Genomic DNA, 17434 nt, shown 5'->3' on the forward strand with positions numbered 1-17434 from the left:
TATTTCAATGAATGGTTTCGCTGACATCACGAATAGGGAATTCATACTATTAGTCAAATGATTTGACATTGAAGTCATATCGAAAATCTCGAAACGAGAATGTCTAATTTGATACGACAATGTCAATTTTTATAGCCGAATGTCTCAAGAATCGTGCGGGCAGGTTCTCCTGGCCTCGGCACCGGTTGTCGAGCGCCGGTCTGAGGGTGTGCCCTCGGGCCCACCTGCCGCGATGAGTGTGGCGGGCGGGCGTCGTAGCCGCAAATTCCTAGTACGGGTATGGGGTACCGGACCGCCCGGCGGTGGCCGATCCCCTCAGTTCGGCGTCATATCGGCCAGGAGCTGGCCGTCGTTCGGTATTTGGCGTTGGGCACGCTGCAGAAGTCCGAGGCCGTTCCGGCCAACAAGACGAAGTAGCCTTCGCCGCCGCGGCGGCCGGTGAAGGGGGGATAGGTCCAACCGCTGTTGCACATCGAATCCGGTCCGCCCGCGGTGGCCCGGCGCCAACCGGACTTGATGCAGGCCTTGAGGGCGTCGACGTCGGTGACGGTGCTCTTGGCGATGACCAGCATCGCTCCACCCCACTGCCCGTCGCTGCGACGGTAGGCGCGGGCCCCGAATCCGGTACCAGATCCTGCTGGGTCCGGCTGGCATCCCAACGCCCGTTGCAGCAGCAGGAAAACGGAGGCAAGTTCACGGTCGTCCACCCCGGCCGCGGCCGCAACGAATTGCGCGGCATCGGAGCCGTCGACCTCCTGGATGTCAGGTTTGTCGAAGCTGATCAGTTGCTGCGAGATGAGCTGCCCAAGCGATGTACTGCCGCCGCCGATGATCGGTCCGCTGCCGGTTGAAGTCATCGGCGGCAGCGTCACGGTCGGATCGGCCGCCGCTGTGGCCGGCGCCGCCAACGTGGCTAGCGACAGGACGCAGGTGGCGACGGTGGCAATGCATCTGATCCGAGGTGCGACAACTTTCATTGGCTATCTCCCTGGCGGCATCGGTGGGGCGTCATCGGGGACTAGTGCCGCGGCGATCTTGCGAAACAAGATATCCGCTTGGTTGGGGTAGTTGCATTCGTCGTCGAAGGCCTCGGGGGTGTAGGTGAGGGCGACCGCGATCGCGACTCGTTGCGATGGCAGGTACGCCTCGGTGGCCGCGTACCCGGAGAACAAGGGGTTCTGCAGCAACCAGTGGCCGGAGATGACGATCCCCAGGCCGTAGGTGTAACCCTCGCTTTGCCCGAAACAGGTGGGGCAGTCGGGCTGGGCGCGGGTCTTGCCACGCAGCGCAGTGGACACCATTTTCTGGTAGGAGTCCGCCGAGAGCAGCTTGCCTGATCCGATGCCTACCGCCGTGGCCTCCATGTCGTAGATAGTGGTGGTTTGGATGGCTCCGTGAGTGATGGTCCAGGACGGATTCCAGAACGTCGACTCCTCGGAAAACGGGGTATCCGCCGGGATTTTCAAGAACGCGCGACGCTCCGCGCTGAACGCGTGCAGGGCCGGGTCGGGGATGCTGGGTGTTTCGGAGTTGGCGGTGGCAGTCAGCCCCAGTGGCGCAAGCACCTTCTGTTTCAGCAGCGTCGCCATGTCTTGGCCGGTGGCCTTCTCCAGCGCCAGCCCCAACAGCACGTAGTTGGTGTGCGCATAATTCCAGTTCGTGCCGGGTTCGTAGAGCAATGGCCGAGAGGATATCTGTGCAAGGAGCTCCTGGGGCGTCCACTGCCGGAACGGGTCGGCATAAAGCGCGTCGCCGAATTCATCGTTACCCAGGACGTAGTCCGGATACCCCGACGTCATCTGGGCGAGTTGGCCCAAAGTGACCCGGTCGGCGTGCGGAAAATCGGGCAACCACTTCGACAATTTGTCGTCGAGGCTCAGTTTGTGTTCGTCGACCAGCTTGAGCAACAGCGTCGCCACGTAGGAAATGGCGACCGCGCCATTGCGGAAGTGCATGTCGGTGCTGGCCGGTACACCGGTCATCGAATCGCCCACGGCCTCGGTGACGATCTCCTTGCCATCCACGCTGACTCGAACGATCACCGACCGCAGGTGAGCTGGCCCCATGAAGTCGCGGACGACCTTCATCACCGCATCTGCCTTGGTGCCCTTGCCGTCCGGTCCGGTCGGTGCGGAGGATTGTTGCGGTGGGTGCAGCGCTGCGCACCCTGCCAATAGACAGACGCCGAACACCACACCAGCAACTCGCCGCAGAATTGGCATGTGCTTTGTTCTACCGCAACCCACCCGACCGCACCGATTTCGGGGTAATTCAGATACCCAAGTCCTTGGCGATGATGGTCTTCATGATTTCGTTGGTGCCGCCGTAGATGGCCTGGATGCGGGCATCGACAAATGCTTGCGACACCCGGTATTCCCGCATATAGGCGTAGCCGCCATGCAGTTGTAGGCAGCGGTCTGCGGTACGCACCTGAAGTTCGGTGGTCCACCATTTCAGCCGTGCCGCGCGGGCGGCGGTCAGCTCGCCGGCGAGGTGTTGGGCCAGGCAGTCATCGAGATAGGTTCGGGCGATGTCGATCTCAGTGGCTAGTTCGGCCAGCAGGAACTGGCTGTGCTGAAAGCTGGCGATCGGCGAACCGAAGGCTTTGCGCTGCCGCACGTAGTCCAGAGTCTCGGCCAAGATGCCTTCGGCGGCGGCGACCGCGCCAACTGCCAAGGCCAGTCGCTCCTGCGGCAGGTTCCGCATGAGCTGGTAGAACCCCATGCCCTCGTTCTGCAACAGGTTCTCCACGGGAACCCGCATATCGGTGAAACTGAGTTCGCTGGTGTCCTGGGCGTGCAGGCCGATCTTCTCCAGACTGCGGCCGCGGTGAAAGCCCGGTGTGGTTGCGTCCACCACCAGCAGCGAGAGCCCCTGGTGGCGTTCCGGTGAGGTGCGCACCGCGATGACGAACAGGTCGCCGCTTTGACCGTTGGAGATGAATGTCTTGGCGCCGTTGACAACGTAGTGCGAACCGTCTCGTACCGCTGTCGTGTGGATACCGGCCAGGTCGCTGCCGGCGCCGGGTTCGGTCATCGCGATGCCGAGCACGGTGTCACCGGTCACCACGCCGGGTAGCCAGCGTTGTTGCTGTTCGAGTGTGGTCAGGTCGGTGAGATAGGGCAGCACGACATCGTTTTGCAGGGTGAAGGCGATGGCTTCGGATGCGGCGCCGGCTCGCTGCAGTTCGTCGATGACGATCGCGTTGTAGCGGAAGTCGTTCACTCCCGGTCCGCCGAACCGTTCCGCAACCGAGAATCCCAGCAGCCCCAGCCTTGCGGCTTCGGTGAACAGTGCCCGATCCCACTGCCCCCGGCGTTCCCCGGGTTCGTGGGCCGGGACGACGATGCGGTGGACGAAATCGCGGACCAATTGCCGGAACTGGTGATGCTCGGGTGTGTACTCGGGCCGGGAGGTCATCGCGGACCGGCTCAGCGGAAGGCGGCCAGACCGGTGAAAGCCTGCCCTAGCACCAGCTGATGCATCTCGGGTGTGCCCTCGTAGGTCAATACCGATTCCAGGTTGACCATGTGCCGAATTACCGGGTATTCGAGCGAAATTCCGTTGCCGCCCAGTATGGTTCGGGCGGTCCGGCAGATCTTGATCGCCTCCCGGGTGTTGTTGAGCTTGCCGAAGCTGACCTGCTCGGGCCGCAGGCCGACACTGTCTTTGAGGCGGCCGAGCTGTAGCGCTAGGAGCTGTCCCTTGTGCAGTTCGACCGCCATGTCGACCAGCTTGGCCTGGGTCAATTGAAACCCGGCGATGGGACGGCCGAATTGGGTGCGTTCTTTGGCGTAGTCCAACGCGCATTGCCAGGCCGAACGCGCCGCGCCCATCGCTCCCCAGACGATTCCGTAGCGAGCCTCCGACAAGCAGGTCAACGGTCCCCTGACGCCGGTCGCGCCGGGCAACATCGCCTCGGCCGGCAACCGCACATCGTCGAGGACCAACTCGCTGGTGATCGATGCCCGCAGGGACAGTTTGTGGTGGATGGTGTTGGCGGCGAAGCCGGCCGTTTCGGTGGGCACGACGAAGCCGCGGATTCCCTCCTCGGTGGCGGCCCACACGATCGCCACGTCGGCGATCGAGCCGTTGGTGATCCACATCTTGCGGCCGTTGAGCACCCAATCCGAACGATCGCGGCGCGCCCGGGTTTTCATCGCGGCCGGGTCGGAACCGACGTCGGGTTCGGTCAGGCCGAAGCAGCCGATCAGCTCACCGGCGGCCATGGGCGGCAACCACCGCTGCTTGTGCTCCTCGGAGCCGAAGTGTGCGATCGCGAACATTGCCAGCGATCCCTGCACCGAAACCAGCGACCGGATCCCGGAATCGGCGGCTTCCAATTCCAGGCACGCCAAGCCGTAGTGGACGGCCGACGCGCCGCCGCAGCCGTAGCCCTGCAAATGCATTCCGAGCAGGCCCAGTCCGCCTAGCTGCTTGGCCAGGTCGCGCGCGGCGGGCAAGTCCCCGTTCTCGAACCATTCGGCGACATGGGCAGTGATGTGCTCGGCGCAGAACTTTCTTACGGTGTCGCGGACCGCGATCTCGTCGTCGGATAGCGAAGCATCCAGTCCGAGCGGGTCGTGCGGGTCGAAGGTGGGCGGTGTCTCGGTGCTCATGACTCAATCCTGCCTGGGCCCGGTAGTCTCGCTGCATGCAACCACGCCGCGGGCTCTCCTGGCTGGGTTGGCTGGCCGCCGACATCGTCGGGGTACTGGTTTTTTGTGCCGTCGGTCGCCGCAGTCATGCCGAAGGCGTCACCATCGGAGGCGTTGCCAGCACGGCTTGGCCGTTTCTCACCGGGACCATCCTGGGTTGGCTGGTGGCGCGCGGCTGGCGCCGACCTACCAGCGTGGCTCCAACCGGAGTGATCGTGTGGGTATCCACCGTCACCGTCGGGATGGTGTTGCGCAAGGCCAGTTCGGCGGGTGTGGCTACCAGCTTCGTCATAGTGGCATCGTCGGTCACCGCGGTGCTGTTGCTCGGCTGGCGGGCGGTCGTCGGGCTCAGGCTGCGACACCGCCCGGACGCCTGACGAAGCCGAGCCTGATGGTTCGGACGGGCGAGGAGCGGGGTACGGCCACCGGTGCCGAGATCACCGCGATCTTCGGCGCTACCGCCAGGGCGGTGCGCCCACCCATGGACCTGGTCGCCACCCGCACTCGGCTACTGGTCTAGCGGCGAGTGAAAGCGTTGGAGCGATAACCGATGCCCGAAGCCACCCAGCCAACCGGAGCCGTCGAGCTGCGATTTGTCCCGGTGGCCCTGGGGGATCCGCTGGCTCAGCCGTTGCTGACGGAACTGGCCGCCGAATACGCGCAGCGATACGGTGTCGAGCAGCCCGCGGTGCTGGCCTGGCTGCAGGACGGCGCGGCGCTCGAGTTCGCCCCGCCCGATGGCGGCATGCTGATCGGGCTGCGGGATGGGCGCCCGGTCACCGGCGGAGCATTTTGCCGACATGACCCTGACACGGCCGAACTCAAGCGCATCTGGACGCACCGCGAACATCGCCGCCGCGGACACGCTCGAGCACTGCTGGCCAGGTTGGAGGGCGAGATCGCCGCTCGCGGCTATCGGAAGGTCTATCTGGTGACCGGCAATCGTCAGCCGGAGGCCGAAGAGCTGTACCGGGCTTGCGGATACACCCGGCTGCCTGCACCGCAGCCTTCGGAGGGCCCGGTTCTGCCCATCGCGTTCGGCAAGGCGCTGCCATGACGCGCCCACTGCATCTGGGCGTGGCGCTGGACGGGTACGGGTGGCACCCGCAGGCATGGCAAACGACGTTGGCCGCCGACGCACAGACCCGGTCGGTGCTTAGCGGTGACTACTGGGCCGATCTGGCGATCACAGCCGAACGCGGGCTGCTCGACTTCCTCACCATCGACGACACCTTGATGCCGCAGCCAGGCCGCCGCGAGCGGATCGACCCCAAGCGGCTGGCGGGACGCGCCGACGCGGTGCTGGTGGCCGCCCGCATTGCCCCGCTGACGCGGCACATCGGGCTGATTCCGGTGGCCACGGTAACCCATACCGAGCCCTTCCATATCTCCAAAGCCATTGCCACTCTGGACTATGTCTCGCACGGCCGGGTGGGCTGGCAGGCTCGGGTCAGCGCAACGACGCACGAAGTGGCCCTGTTCGGCCGTCGTACTGTGCGCCGCGGCGAGTCATCCGCCGAGGCCTTCGGCGAGGCCCGCGACTTTGTCGAAGTGGTGCGCAAGCTCTGGGACAGCTGGGAGGATGACGCGGTCATCCGCGATGTGACCACCGGCCGATACATCGACCGGGACAAGGTGCACTACATCGACTTCGTCGGAACATACTTCTCGGTCAAGGGCCCCTCGATAACCCCGCGCCCACCGCAAGGCCAGCCGGTGGTGGCTGCCCTGGCGCACGCGGGGCCCATCTACGAATTTGCCGCGGCCAGCGCCGACGTCGTGTTCATCACGCCCACCGACGAAGACTCGCTGCGCAGCATCCTCGGCGAAGTGCGGGCAACCGGTGCGGCGCTGAAAGTGTTTGCTGACGTGGTGGTTTCGTTGCATGATGGCGCCGACTTCAGATCTGATGCGCTGGTCTGGGCGGGCAGCCCCACCGAGTTGGTCGAGATGCTGCTGGATTGGCAACGCCTCGGCATCGACGGAGCCCGATTGCGGCCCGCCGTCAACGCCACCGACCTGGCCGGCATTGTCGATGAGGTGGTGCCGCTGTTGCAGCGCGCCGGGTGCTTCCGCACCGGCTATCGGGACGGCGAAACACTGCGGGAGCGACTCGGCCTGCCCCCGGCGCCCAACCGCTATGCGGCGGTGAGCCGATGATCCCGCTGTCCATCCTGGATCTGTCACCGATCAGCGCCGGCAGCACCGCCGCGACCGCGCTGCGCAACACCATCGAGCTGGCCCAGCACGCCGAGCGGTGGGGCTATCGCCGCTTTTGGGTCGCCGAGCACCACTTTGTGGCTGTCGCCAGTGCGTCACCGGCCGTACTGATCGGACAAATCGCCGCGGCCACCAATCGAATCCGGGTGGGATCGGCGGCCGTTCAACTCAGCCATACCACTGGGGCCGCGGTTGTCGAGAGCTTCGGCATGCTTGATGCTTTCCATCCCGGACGGATCGACCTGGGCGTTGGCCGATCGGCGCAGCGACGCGGCGTGAAGCCGAGGGACCCAGCCAAATCCCGTGCCCCACAACCTGCTCCGGAGTGGCGGGAAAGCGATGGCGTGGTGATCCCGCCGCCGTTCGACCTGCGCACGTTGCTATCGGGCGGCCGGGTCCAAGCCACCATGGCGATCCTGCAGCAACCCGAGGCCGTCGCGCCCGACTTCGCCGAGCAGGTCGGCGACATCCTCGCGCTGCTGGCCGGCACCTACCGGGCGGAGGGTTTTGACGTACATGCGGTGCCGGGTGAGAATGCGGCACTTACTCCGTGGATCTTCGGCAGCAGCAAGGGGCGAAGCGCCCAGGTCGCCGGCGCGCTGGGGCTGCCCTTCGTGGCCAGCTATCATCTCACCCCGGCCACCGCGCTGGAAGCCATCGAGACCTATCGCGATGCGTTTGTTCCGTCGGCGGCGCTGCAGCGCCCATACGTCGTCGTGTCGGCCGACATCGTTGTTGCCCAAGACTCCGCGACCGCGCGGCGGTTGGCATCCAGCTACGGCCACTGGGTGTATTCGATTCGGGCTGGTGGCGGCGCAGCCCCCTACCCGGATCCCGACGATTGCGCCGCGCTGACCGATGACCAGCTTGCGGTGGTGTCGGATCGACTGGCGACGCAATTCGCCGGTAACCCGGACGAGGTTGCCGAGCGGATGCTGGCCTTACAGCGGGTCGCCGGCGCGGACGAACTCGTCGTGACCTCGGTAACGCACGGGCACCAAGACCGCCTTCGTTCCCATGAGCTGATTGCACGGCGTTGGGGGCTGTGGTCATGATCCGCAAACCGGTTCACCTGGCCGCCCACTTCCCGGGCGTCAATAACACCACCGTGTGGGCCGATCCCGGCGCGGGCAGTCAGATCGAGTTCGAATCGTTTGTGCACCTTGCCCGTACCGCCGAACGCGGGTTGTTCGACTTCTTCTTTTTGGCCGAGGGCCTGCGGCTGCGTGAGCACCGTGGCCGAATCCACGACCTGGATGTGGTGGGACGCCCCGATGCTTTTACCTTGCTGGCGGCTCTGGCGGGGGTCACCGATCGTATCGGTCTGACCGGTACGATCAACACCACCTTCAACGAACCATTCGAAGTGGCGAGGCAATTCGCGACGCTGGACCACTTGTCCGAGGGGCGCGCCGGCTGGAACATCGTCACCTCATCGGACGCATTCACCGGGGCTAACTTCCGGCGCGGCGGCTATCTCGATCATGCTGACCGCTACCAGCGGGCCGAGGAGTTCTTGACCGTAGCCCGAAAGTTCTGGGACAGCTGGGCGCCCGGCGCGGTGCTGGCCGACATCGAGAACGGCGACTACGTTGATCCGGAGCGGATACGCAGCGTTGAACACTCGGGCCCGCAGTTCGAGGTGCGTGGATTCGCCACCCTGCCGGCGGGACCGCAGGGGCACCCGGTGTTGTTGCAAGCCGGCGATTCCGAGCAGGGGCGTGCTTTCGGCGCCAGGCATGCCGATGCCATGTTCACCCTGCACTCGTCATTGCGGGACGGCCAACGCTACTACGCCGACGTCAAAGGGCGGGCGCGGTCCTACGGGCGAGATCCCGACCAGCTCAAGGTTTTTCCGGCGGCAACCTTTGTCATCGGCGATACCCCGGACCAGGCGGGGGAAAGGCCCGCCAGATCAGTTACCAGCAGGTCAGTGGCGCGACCGCGATCGCGATGCTCGAGCAGGTATGGGGTCGTGATCTCTCCGATTACGATCCGGACGGTCCACTACCCGACATCGACCCGATCGCCGATGCCGCCATCAGTCAGGGGCGGGTCCGCCATGCCGATCCGGTCGCCGTCGCCCGCCGGTACCGCGAGCGCTCCCAGGCCGAGAACCTCTCGATCCGTGAGCTGGTCATCGCGGTGACCAGCCGTCAGCAGTTCGTCGGTACCCCCTCGCACATCGCCGACGAGATCGACCGCTACGTTCAGGCCGATGCCTGTGACGGGTTCATCCTGGTGCCACATCTGACACCGCACGGTCTGGATGAATTCGTCGACCGGGTGGTGCCGCTACTGCAGGAGCGCGGCGCCTTTCGCACTGCCTACACCGGTCAGACGCTGCGAGACCATCTGGGGCTTGCGGGTTTGCCCAGCTAGTGGGCGTGGCCACCAGAACCAGCGGCCCAATAGCGTTGCGACGGCGGGCATCATGAACGACCGCACGACGAGGGTGTCGAACAGCAGCCCGATCATGATCGTGGTTCCGATCTGGCCCACCACGCGTAGATCGCTGAACAGCATCGAGCCCATGGTGAAAGCGAAGACCAGGCCGGCGGTGGTGACGACGCGCCCGGTGCTGGCCATCGATCGAATCATGCCGGTTTTGAGGCCGGCACCGATTTCCTCCCGAAACCGGGCGACCAACAGCAGGTTGTAATCCGAACCGACGGCCAGCATGACGATGATTGCCATCGGTAGCACGAGCCAGTGCAAGGGCATATGCAGGATGTGTTGCCAGATGAGCACGGACAGCCCGAACGCTGAGCCCAGCGACAGGGCGACTGTGCCGACGATGACCGCGGAGGCGACCGGGCTTCGGGTGATGCCCAGCATGATGATGAAGATCAGGCAGAGCGCGGCAACGACCACGATCATCAGGTCATACGTGGTGCCCTCGTGGATGTCCTTGAATGTGGCCGCGGTGCCGGCCAGGTAGATGTGAGCCGCCTGCAGCGGTGTTCCCTTCACGGCCTCGTCGGCGGCCAGCATGATCTTGTCGATATGTGAGATGCCTTCGGCGGTGGCGGGATCACCCATGTGGGTGATGACGAATCTGGCCGAGGCGCCGTCGGGGGACAGGAACAGCGTCAGTCCGCGCTGAAAGTCTGGGTTCTGGAAGGCTTCTGGTGGCAGGTAGAAGGAGTCGTCGTTTTTTGACCCGTCCAGTGCCTGGCCCATCTGGGTCGAGTTGCGGGTCATGTCCTCCATTTGAGTGATCAGTGCCGAGAAGGTGCTGGCCAGGGTTTAGGCAAGCGTCTTGACGGTCTGCATCGTGGCGATCAACTGGGGTAGTTGCGCGAGCAGCTGTGGCTGGATCATGTCGATTCGATCCGTGGCACGAGCCATACCGCCGACGTCCTCGCTGAGCTTGTCGACACCGTCGATGGCGTCGAACAGGGACCGCAGCGACGCGCAGATCGGGATATCGAAGCAATGGCGTTCCCAGTGCAGATAGTTTCGAATCGGCCGCCACGTGTCGTCGAAGTCCGCGAGCTGGTCGCGGAACTCGTTGGTGTTCTGCTCCATCCGCCTGGTATGAGCGGTGACGTCGTGGTTTGCCTCGGTGAGCTGTCGGGTTAGGTACTCCTGACGCTGGGTGATGTCGATCATGCGTTGAATCTGATCGGTCAGCGTGGACAGATCGGTGACGCGTTCTTTGAGGTCGCTGAGGTTCTCGAGTGTCACCGCGCTTTGCATGTTGAGCTGGAACGGGATCGAACTGTGCTCGATGGGGGAACCCAACGGCCTGGTGATGCCCTGTACTCGGGCGATGCCGGGGGTGTGGAAGATGCCTCTGGCGATTCTGTCCAGGATCAGCATGTCTGTGGGGTTGCGCAGGTCGTGGTCTGCCTCGACCATCAGAAGCTCTGGCTCCATGCGGGCTGGTGGAAAATGCCGGTCTGACGCTCGGTAGCCGATGTTGGAGGGTGCCTCGGCGGGGATGTAATGGCGCTCGTCGTAATTGGTCTCGTACTTGGGCAAGGCGAGCAACCCGATCAGCGATATCAGCAGGGTGGCCACCAGCACCGGGCCGGGCCAGCGGACCACGATGGTGCCGATGCGTCGCCAGCGGCGGGTGGTGGTCGCGCGCTTGGGGTCGAACGCACCGAAGCGGCTGGTGAGCACGATCACGGCGGGCGCGAAGGTCAGCGAAGCCAGGACTACCACGAACAGACCTATCGAGCACGGCAGTGCGAGGGTTTGAAAGTAGGGAAGCCGGGTGAAACTCAGGCAGTACATCGCGCCGGCGACGGTCAGGCCCGAGGTCAGGACTACGTGACCAGTGCCGCGAAACATGGTGTAGTAGGCCAGTTCTCGGTCCTGGCCAGCAGCTACCGCCTCCTGGTAGCGGCCGACCAGAAAGATGATGTAGTCCGTTGATGCGGCTATCGCCAGTGCCACCAGGACATTGACGGTAAACGTCGACAGGTCCATCAGTCCGTTGGTGGCAAGCACCGCGATGACGCCACGGACCGTGATGAGTTCAATCCCGACCGTCAGTAGCGTGAAAAGAACCGTCCAAAGTGAGCGGTAGGTAATTGCCAACATCAGTGCGATCACCGCGATGCTGATACCGGTAATCACTTGCAGGCTTCGGTCGCCGTAGATGACGCGATCGGCGCCTAGCGGGCCCGGGCCGGTTAGATATGCCTTGATACCGGGCGGCGGCGGCATGTCGCCGATGATGCGTTGCACAGCGGTGACCGACTCGTTGGCTTGCGAGCCGCCCTGATCCCCGGCGAGATAAAGCTGGACGTAGGCGGCTTTGCCGTCGGCGCTCTGCGAGCTGGCCGCGGTGAGCGTATCGCCCCAGAAGTTATCGATATGTTCGACATGAATCTTGTCTTGCGCCAGCTTGCCTACGAGCCTGTCGTAGTAGCGGTGCGCGTCCTCGCCCAATTCGTGCTGCCCTTCCAACACCACCATCGCTATAGTGTCGGACTCGAATTGCTGAAAGTTCTTGCCGATGCGCTTCATTGCGAGTAGCGACGGAGCGTCGTGTGGCCCCAGCGCCACCGAACGCGCCTTGACGACCGCTTGCAGTTGCGGTGCGATGACATTCACGAGGACGGCTAGCCCCACCCAGAACAAGACGATCGGCAGCGACAATCTCCGCACCCACCGGGCGGCGCCAAGTACGTACCCGGTTGAATTCAAGGAACTCATGCCGATTTCACTAGGCAGCTTGTATGAGCGTTATATGACTCGACTTCCCGTTCGGCGCGGACCACGCCATTGACGGTGATGCGACAACCCAAAGATGTACTGTCGCTTCGCGCCACCACATTTGCGATGACGGCTGAAAGTGTGGTCACGACGGTAAGCGACCACGGTATCGCCGTATTGGTGACTTCGTGTGGTTGGGCCTCGGCGTCCAGGTAGTTGATGGTGGCCAACGATCCTGGCGGGCCGGTGACTTCGTACAGGACGCGCTTCGGATTAAATGCAACAATCGAATCGGCATTGCTCGCCGCCGTCGTTGTGCGACTACATGGAGCATTCGGCTCGCCTCGGAATCGGCCGGGCACACCGACCAGCGCAGCGTGGAGGTGGTCTATGCCATCTGCAGCCTGCCGTTCGAGCACGCCCGCCCTACCGCGATCATGACCTGGATGCGTCAACACTGGGGAATCGAGAACAGCCTGCACTGGATACGCGACGTCACCTTCGACGAAGACCGTCAAAGGGCACATACCGGAAACGGCGCACAGGTCCTAGCAACGCTACGCAACACCGCGATCAATCTGCACCGCCTCAACGGCGCCGACAACATCGCCGAAGCCTGCCGGATCACCGCTTTGACCGCCAACCGCCGCCTCGACCTCCTCAATCCACAATTCCCCAGCTCACAAGCCTGCTAATCAACAACGCCGGAGCCCTGAGTAGGGCCGCTATGGGACTTTCTCGCCGAGAAGAAATCGGCAATCACCGAATATCCGGCTCGCAGGTTGGGTGCGGCAGCGGCGGACTGGCTCGGCGACGAACAAGAGACGATCTATGGCTGTTTCTTGGAAGACGTCGAAGGATTCGACAACAAGTTCTTTGACATTCCGCCGGATGAAGCCGCGCTGATGGATCCGCAGCAGCGCTTGCGGCTGGAGACGTCATGGGCCGCGCTGGAGCACGCGGGGATTCTTCCCAAGACATTGAAGCTTTCTCACACCGGGGTATTTGTCGGGGTCTCGTCGACCGACTATGTGCGGCTCTTGTTCCCCGGCGGGCGAAAGCCCACCATTTGGGACAACACGGGTGGATCGTCAAGCATCATCGCCAACAGGCTTTCGTACTTCCTGGACGTGAACGGGCCGTCACTCGTTATCGACACGGCTTGCTCATCGTCGCTGGTCGCCGCACACCTGGCCCGCAAGAGCCTGGCTTCGGGGGAATGCGACCTGGCCGTCGTGGCGGGAACAAACGTTCTTATCTCGCCGGAAGTATGGCGCGGATTTCAAGAAGCCGGCGTGGTGTCGCCCACCGGATCCTGCCGCGCTTTCGACGCGCGAGCCGACGGAATGGTGCGCGGTGAGGGGTGTGGCGTTGTCGTCCTGGAACGTCTCAGTGATGCGCGACGTGCCGGGCGAACCGTGCTGGCGGTCCTGACCGGTTCGGCAGTCAATCAGGATGGCCGGTCCAACGGGATCATGGCCCCCAATCCCAGAGCGCAGATTTCTGTTCTTGATAGCGCCTGCAAGTGTGCCGACATCGATCCCGCGGAAATCGACTATGTCGAAGCCCACGGCACCGGAACATCGGTGGGCGACAGGATCGAGGCGCACGCGCTAGGCCAAGTCTTTGGCCGCGGGCGACAGGCGGCCAAGCCCCTGATGATTGGCAGCATCAAGCCCAATATCGGGCATCTGGAAGGCGCAGCCGGAATCGCCGGCCTGATAAAGACCGTCTTGATGCTGCAGCGCGGACAGTTGTTGCCCAGCGGCGCGTTTGAGGTTCCGAACCCCAATATTCCGTTCGCAGAATTGGGACTTGCGGTCGTCGAAGAGTTTCAGGAGTGGCCGGCGGTGGTGGGGCGGCCGCGGCGGGCTGGGGTGTCCTCATTCGGTTTTGGTGGCACGAATGCGCATGTGATTGTTGAGCAGGCTGTTGAGCGGGTTGTTGAGCGGGTTGTTGAGGTGGGTCCGGGTGTGTTGGCGTGGGTGGTGTCGGCGCGGACGGCGGCGGGGGTGGGTGCTCAGGCGGGGCGGTTGTTGGAGTTTGTGCGGGCTGGTCGGGAGCTTGATGCGGGGGATGTTGGGTATTCGTTGGTGACGACGCGGTCGTTGTTTGAGCATCGGGCGGTGGTGGTCGGTGCGGGCCGTGATGAGTTGTTGGCGGGGTTGGCTGAGGTGGTTGAGGGCCGTCCGGGTGTTGGGGTGGCTAGTGGTGTGGCGATGCCTGGGGGCAAGACGGTTTTCGTGTTTCCCGGTCAGGGTGCGCAGTGGCTGGGTATGGGTCGGGAGTTGTGTGCGGGGTATCCGGTTTTCGCTGCGGCTTTTGATGCGGTGGTTGCTGAGTTGGATCGGCATTTGGCTCGTCCGTTGCGTGAGGTGGTGTGGGGTGCTGACGCGGAGCTGTTGAACACCACCGAGTTTGCGCAGCCGGCGTTGTTTGCCGTGGAGGTGGCGCTGTATCGGTTGTTGGAATCGTGGGGGATGCGGCCGGGTTTGGTGATGGGCCATTCGGTGGGGGAGTTGAGTGCTGCTCATGTCAGTGGGGTGCTGGATTTAGCGGATGCGGCGTTGTTGGTGGTGATGCGGGGGCGGTTGATGCAGGCGTTGCCCGGTGGTGGGGTGATGTATGCGGTGCAGGCTGGTGAGCAGGAGCTGCGGCCGTTGCTGGGTGAGCAGGTCAGTGTGGCCGCGGTCAATGGTCCGGGGTCGGTGGTGCTTTCCGGTGCCCGGGAGGCGGTCAGTGTGGTCGTGGATCGGTTGGCGGCTCAGGGGCGGCGGGTGCGTCGGCTTGCGGTGTCGCATGCTTTTCATTCGGTGTTGATGGAGCCGATGCTCGAGCAGTTCCGGGCGGTGGCTGATGAGGTGTATGCGGGGCGGCCGGCTATTCCGGTGATCTCGAATGTGACCGGTCAGTTGGTGGCTGAGGATTACGGGTCGGCTGATTATTGGGTGCGCCACATTCGGGAGGCGGTGCGTTTTGCCGACAGTGTGTGTTTCGCGCATTCGGCGGGGGCTACCCGGTTTGTTGAGGTGGGGCCGGCCGGTGGTTTGACGTCGTTGATCGAGGAGTCGTTGGCGCAGGTGTCGGTGGTGGCGGTGCCGACGTTGCGTAAGGATCGGCCCGAGCCTTTCGCTGTGGTGGGCGCGGTGGCGCAGGCGTTTGTCCGGGGTGCGGGTGTGGATTGGGCTTCGGTGTTGGCCGGGTGTGGTGGGCAGCGGGTGGGGTTGCCGACCTATGCCTTTGCCCATGAACGGTTTTGGCTGGCCGATCGGTTCGGGGTGGGGCAGCAGGTTTGTGTTGGGCAGGTGCTCGCCGATGAGGCCGGTCCGGGCGCCCACGAGGCTGCTGGCGCGGCGGTGGGCCAGGGGTTTGCCGCCCGGTTGCAGGGTTTGTCCGATGCCGAGCAGCAGGCGGCGGTGCTGGCGATGGTGTGTGAACACACCGCGGCGGTGTTGGGTCGTGACGGGGCAGCCCAGCTCGATGCCGGGCAGGCGTTTAGCGACGCCGGGCTCACCTCGCTGAGCGCGGTCGAGTTACGTAACCGGCTCAAGACCCTGACCGGGGTAACACTTTCAGCCACCACCGCTTTCGACTACCCCACCCCAACCCAACTAGCCGATCACCTGCTATCGCACCTACACCACCAAAACCCCACCGGTGCAACGCCAGAACTCGATCGAGTCGATGCGCTCACCGACCTGTTTCTTCAAACGTGCGACGCGGGTCGGGATGATGACGGCTGGCAGATCGTCGCGCTGGCGGCCAACGGCCGCGAGCGGATGACCACGCCGGTCCCCAAGCGGGAGTGGAAAGAGGTCGTTCTACTAGCGGGCGGCGGATCGGATGTGGCCGTGATGTGCCTGCCCACCTTGACAGTCCTGTCCAGTCCGCATGCGTATCTCGATGTTGCGCGTGCGATGGCGGGCCGCCATTCAGTCCACGCTCTTTCGCTACCTGGTTTCGATCCCGACGACGCGTTGCCCCAAGACCGAGAGGTGGTTCTCGAAGGCGCCGCCCAGGCAATCCTTCATGCCGTGGGCGACCATCCGCATTTGGTGCTGGCCGGCTCTTCCTCGGGTGGGGTGTTGGCCCATGCCCTCGGCTCCTATCTGGCCGAGCGACACCAACGGACACCGCTCGGAGTCGCCCTCATCGACACCTATCTGCCGAGCCAGATCGTGAACGCCGACAACCCCGATCAGGTCGGCGTCAACGAAACGGGAGCCCTCTTTTCCCGGCGAGTGACCAGCATGGCCCGCGAGCTGGATCAACTGAATGCGACCCGGTTGACCGCTGCCGCAAGCTACGCCGCGCTCTTTGGTACCTGGGAACCCGTCGTGTCGGCTGTTCCGCTGCTCAACATGATCGCGATGGACGAAACAGCTGCCTGCGAGCGGGTGCGCGCAGAACGGATCAATCGCTGGCGAGTCGCCACCGCAGAGGCTTCCTACTCTGTGGTTGAAGTCCCCGGTGATCATTTCGACATGATCACCACATCCAGTGATGCGACAACGACGGCGCTTCACGGGTGGATTTCTGGATTGATCCGCGCCGGGTAAAGGGCGCGATCCCAGACGCCGGCTCAGCGTTGGGCGCGAGCCCGGGCCTCCTCTGTGGCCAACCGAATTGGCCCGCGCCAGAGGCTCCCATGGCCGGGCGCCAAGGTGTCTGCTTCCACCTGGGCCAGCGTGGACAGGCTGCGGATGCACCTTTCCTGGACCTTGCTGAACACCGCCGGTAGCAGTTGGGGCCCCCGATGGCGCAGCATGGGATGACCGGTGATCAGTGCGTCGCCGCTGGCTAGTACGCCGTCGACCAGATATGAGCAATGTCCGCTGGTGTGACCCGGCGTGGGAATGGGTATCGGGTGACCTGGCAGGGCCGCAGCCACTTCGGCGCTCAGGGCCTGCGTGCTCGGAACGCCGGCGCGCCGTAGGCCGCCCCTAAACACCAGATGAATGCCCCACAACGCGGTGCGTGGGCGCCAACTGCGCAACACGACGTCGAGCGGCGAGGCGCTCTCGTGGTACTCGCGCTTGGCGTGCCCGACTTCGTTGGCATCGCAGTACACCGGGGTGCCGTGCTGGGCGGCGAACCAGATCGCGGTGCCCAGGTGATCGATGTGGGCGTGAGTCAGCAGGATCGCGCGTACGTCGCCGGGGCCGTAGCCCAGCGTGCGCAGCGACGTCAGCACGTTGTTGCGGTCGCCGGGATAGCCGGCATCGATCAGCATGACACCGGTCTCGTCGGTGACCAGCACCCAGTTGACCGCGGGTCCTTGGGCGAGATGGACCTTGTCGGTGACCTGGACGAGCTCCGTGCGCTGGTGGGGCATGCCCGCGAGTGTAGGACGGGCGCGGCGGGTCGCGACCGAGGGCGTGGAG

11 protein-coding genes and 4 pseudogenes are annotated in these 17434 nt (G+C 64.2%); 8 read left to right on the forward strand and 7 right to left on the reverse strand.

All coding sequences use genetic code 11. From position 1 onward, the window contains the following. Positions 1 to 326: 326 nt before the first annotated feature. The 4 genes from MPSD_RS04040 to MPSD_RS04055 are packed head-to-tail and all read right to left on the reverse strand — an operon-like array spanning position 327 to position 4619. The gene (locus tag MPSD_RS04040) at positions 327 to 977 is read right to left on the reverse strand and encodes a hypothetical protein (protein ID WP_020788805.1); all 651 of its coding nucleotides are present in this window, start codon (positions 975 to 977) and stop codon (positions 327 to 329) included. Positions 978 to 980: 3 nt separating this feature from the next. After that, entirely contained in the window at positions 981 to 2222 is a 1242-nt protein-coding gene (locus MPSD_RS04045; RefSeq protein WP_020788804.1) for a serine hydrolase domain-containing protein, read from the reverse strand. 49 nt (positions 2223 to 2271) lie between these two features. Further along, positions 2272 to 3420, reverse strand: coding sequence for an acyl-CoA dehydrogenase family protein (locus MPSD_RS04050; protein WP_086085177.1), 1149 nt, complete (start codon positions 3418 to 3420; stop codon positions 2272 to 2274). Between the two features lie 11 nt (positions 3421 to 3431). Continuing rightward, a complete protein-coding gene (locus tag MPSD_RS04055; protein ID WP_020788802.1) occupies positions 3432 to 4619 on the reverse strand; it encodes an acyl-CoA dehydrogenase family protein in 1188 nt (395 codons plus the stop codon). A 35-nt stretch (positions 4620 to 4654) separates the two neighbouring features. Between MPSD_RS04055 and MPSD_RS04060 the strand changes: the two genes are divergently transcribed. The 6 genes and pseudogenes from MPSD_RS04060 (at position 4655) to MPSD_RS04080 (ending at position 9260) form a co-directional block, all read left to right on the forward strand. Beyond that, positions 4655 to 5035 (forward strand): DUF3054 domain-containing protein, encoded by a 381-nt coding sequence (locus tag MPSD_RS04060; RefSeq protein WP_011740726.1) that lies wholly within the window; start codon positions 4655 to 4657, stop codon positions 5033 to 5035. Between the two features lie 14 nt (positions 5036 to 5049). Then, complete coding sequence (locus MPSD_RS30110; RefSeq protein WP_015354388.1) at positions 5050 to 5178, forward strand: hypothetical protein; 129 nt, start codon at positions 5050 to 5052, stop codon at positions 5176 to 5178. A gap of 30 nt (positions 5179 to 5208) precedes the next feature. Beyond that, positions 5209 to 5715, forward strand: coding sequence for a GNAT family N-acetyltransferase (locus MPSD_RS04065; protein ID WP_011740725.1), 507 nt, complete (start codon positions 5209 to 5211; stop codon positions 5713 to 5715). Continuing rightward, entirely contained in the window at positions 5712 to 6818 is a 1107-nt protein-coding gene (locus MPSD_RS04070) for an LLM class flavin-dependent oxidoreductase (RefSeq protein WP_086085178.1), read from the forward strand. Before MPSD_RS04065 ends, MPSD_RS04070 begins: the two co-directional genes overlap by 4 nt. Beyond that, positions 6815 to 7933, forward strand: a complete 1119-nt coding sequence (locus MPSD_RS04075; RefSeq protein ID WP_086085179.1) for an LLM class flavin-dependent oxidoreductase — start codon at positions 6815 to 6817, stop codon at positions 7931 to 7933. The genes MPSD_RS04070 and MPSD_RS04075 overlap by 4 nt, the downstream gene beginning before the upstream one ends. Beyond that, positions 7930 to 9260 (forward strand): annotated as a pseudogene (locus MPSD_RS04080) (NtaA/DmoA family FMN-dependent monooxygenase). The gene MPSD_RS04075 and the pseudogene MPSD_RS04080 overlap by 4 nt, the downstream one beginning before the upstream one ends. Here the strand turns inward: MPSD_RS04080 and MPSD_RS04085 are convergent. Then, positions 9174 to 12050 (reverse strand): annotated as a pseudogene (locus MPSD_RS04085) (MMPL/RND family transporter). The pseudogenes MPSD_RS04080 and MPSD_RS04085 sit on opposite strands and share 87 nt — an antisense overlap. Continuing rightward, positions 12047 to 12469, reverse strand: a complete 423-nt coding sequence (locus MPSD_RS04090; RefSeq protein WP_372509767.1) for an MmpS family transport accessory protein — start codon at positions 12467 to 12469, stop codon at positions 12047 to 12049. Before MPSD_RS04090 ends, MPSD_RS04085 begins: the two are co-directional and overlap by 4 nt. On the opposite strand from MPSD_RS04090, the pseudogene MPSD_RS04095 reads away from it, so the two are divergent. Then, positions 12413 to 12745, forward strand: a pseudogene (locus MPSD_RS04095) (ISAs1 family transposase); the annotation flags it as partial. The gene MPSD_RS04090 and the pseudogene MPSD_RS04095 overlap by 57 nt on opposite strands. A 30-nt stretch (positions 12746 to 12775) precedes the next feature. Next, positions 12776 to 16609: pseudogene (locus tag MPSD_RS04100) on the forward strand (type I polyketide synthase); the annotation flags it as partial. A gap of 23 nt (positions 16610 to 16632) precedes the next feature. Here the strand turns inward: MPSD_RS04100 and MPSD_RS04105 are convergent. After that, the gene (locus MPSD_RS04105) at positions 16633 to 17385 is read right to left on the reverse strand and encodes an MBL fold metallo-hydrolase (RefSeq protein ID WP_011740723.1); all 753 of its coding nucleotides are present in this window, start codon (positions 17383 to 17385) and stop codon (positions 16633 to 16635) included. Between the last annotated feature and the right edge of the window lie 49 nt (positions 17386 to 17434).

This window comes from Mycobacterium pseudoshottsii JCM 15466, from assembly GCF_003584745.1.
In the GTDB taxonomy this organism is placed as follows: Bacteria; Actinomycetota; Actinomycetes; order Mycobacteriales; family Mycobacteriaceae; genus Mycobacterium; species Mycobacterium marinum.

What these genes read in the sequence shown, in the direction of transcription:
- MPSD_RS04040 (WP_020788805.1), bottom strand. Translation starts at nt 977, where the DNA reads ATGAAAGTTGTCGCACCTCGGATCAGATGCATTGCCACCGTCGCCACC.
- MPSD_RS04045 (WP_020788804.1), bottom strand. Translation starts at nt 2,222, where the DNA reads ATGCCAATTCTGCGGCGAGTTGCTGGTGTGGTGTTCGGCGTCTGTCTA.
- MPSD_RS04050 (WP_086085177.1), bottom strand. Translation starts at nt 3,420, where the DNA reads ATGACCTCCCGGCCCGAGTACACACCCGAGCATCACCAGTTCCGGCAA.
- MPSD_RS04055 (WP_020788802.1), bottom strand. Translation starts at nt 4,619, where the DNA reads ATGAGCACCGAGACACCGCCCACCTTCGACCCGCACGACCCGCTCGGA.
- MPSD_RS04060 (WP_011740726.1), top strand. Translation starts at nt 4,655, where the DNA reads ATGCAACCACGCCGCGGGCTCTCCTGGCTGGGTTGGCTGGCCGCCGAC.
- MPSD_RS30110 (WP_015354388.1), top strand. Translation starts at nt 5,050, where the DNA reads ATGGTTCGGACGGGCGAGGAGCGGGGTACGGCCACCGGTGCCGAGATC.
- MPSD_RS04065 (WP_011740725.1), top strand. Translation starts at nt 5,209, where the DNA reads ATGCCCGAAGCCACCCAGCCAACCGGAGCCGTCGAGCTGCGATTTGTC.
- MPSD_RS04070 (WP_086085178.1), top strand. Translation starts at nt 5,712, where the DNA reads ATGACGCGCCCACTGCATCTGGGCGTGGCGCTGGACGGGTACGGGTGG.
- MPSD_RS04075 (WP_086085179.1), top strand. Translation starts at nt 6,815, where the DNA reads ATGATCCCGCTGTCCATCCTGGATCTGTCACCGATCAGCGCCGGCAGC.
- MPSD_RS04105 (WP_011740723.1), bottom strand. Translation starts at nt 17,385, where the DNA reads ATGCCCCACCAGCGCACGGAGCTCGTCCAGGTCACCGACAAGGTCCAT.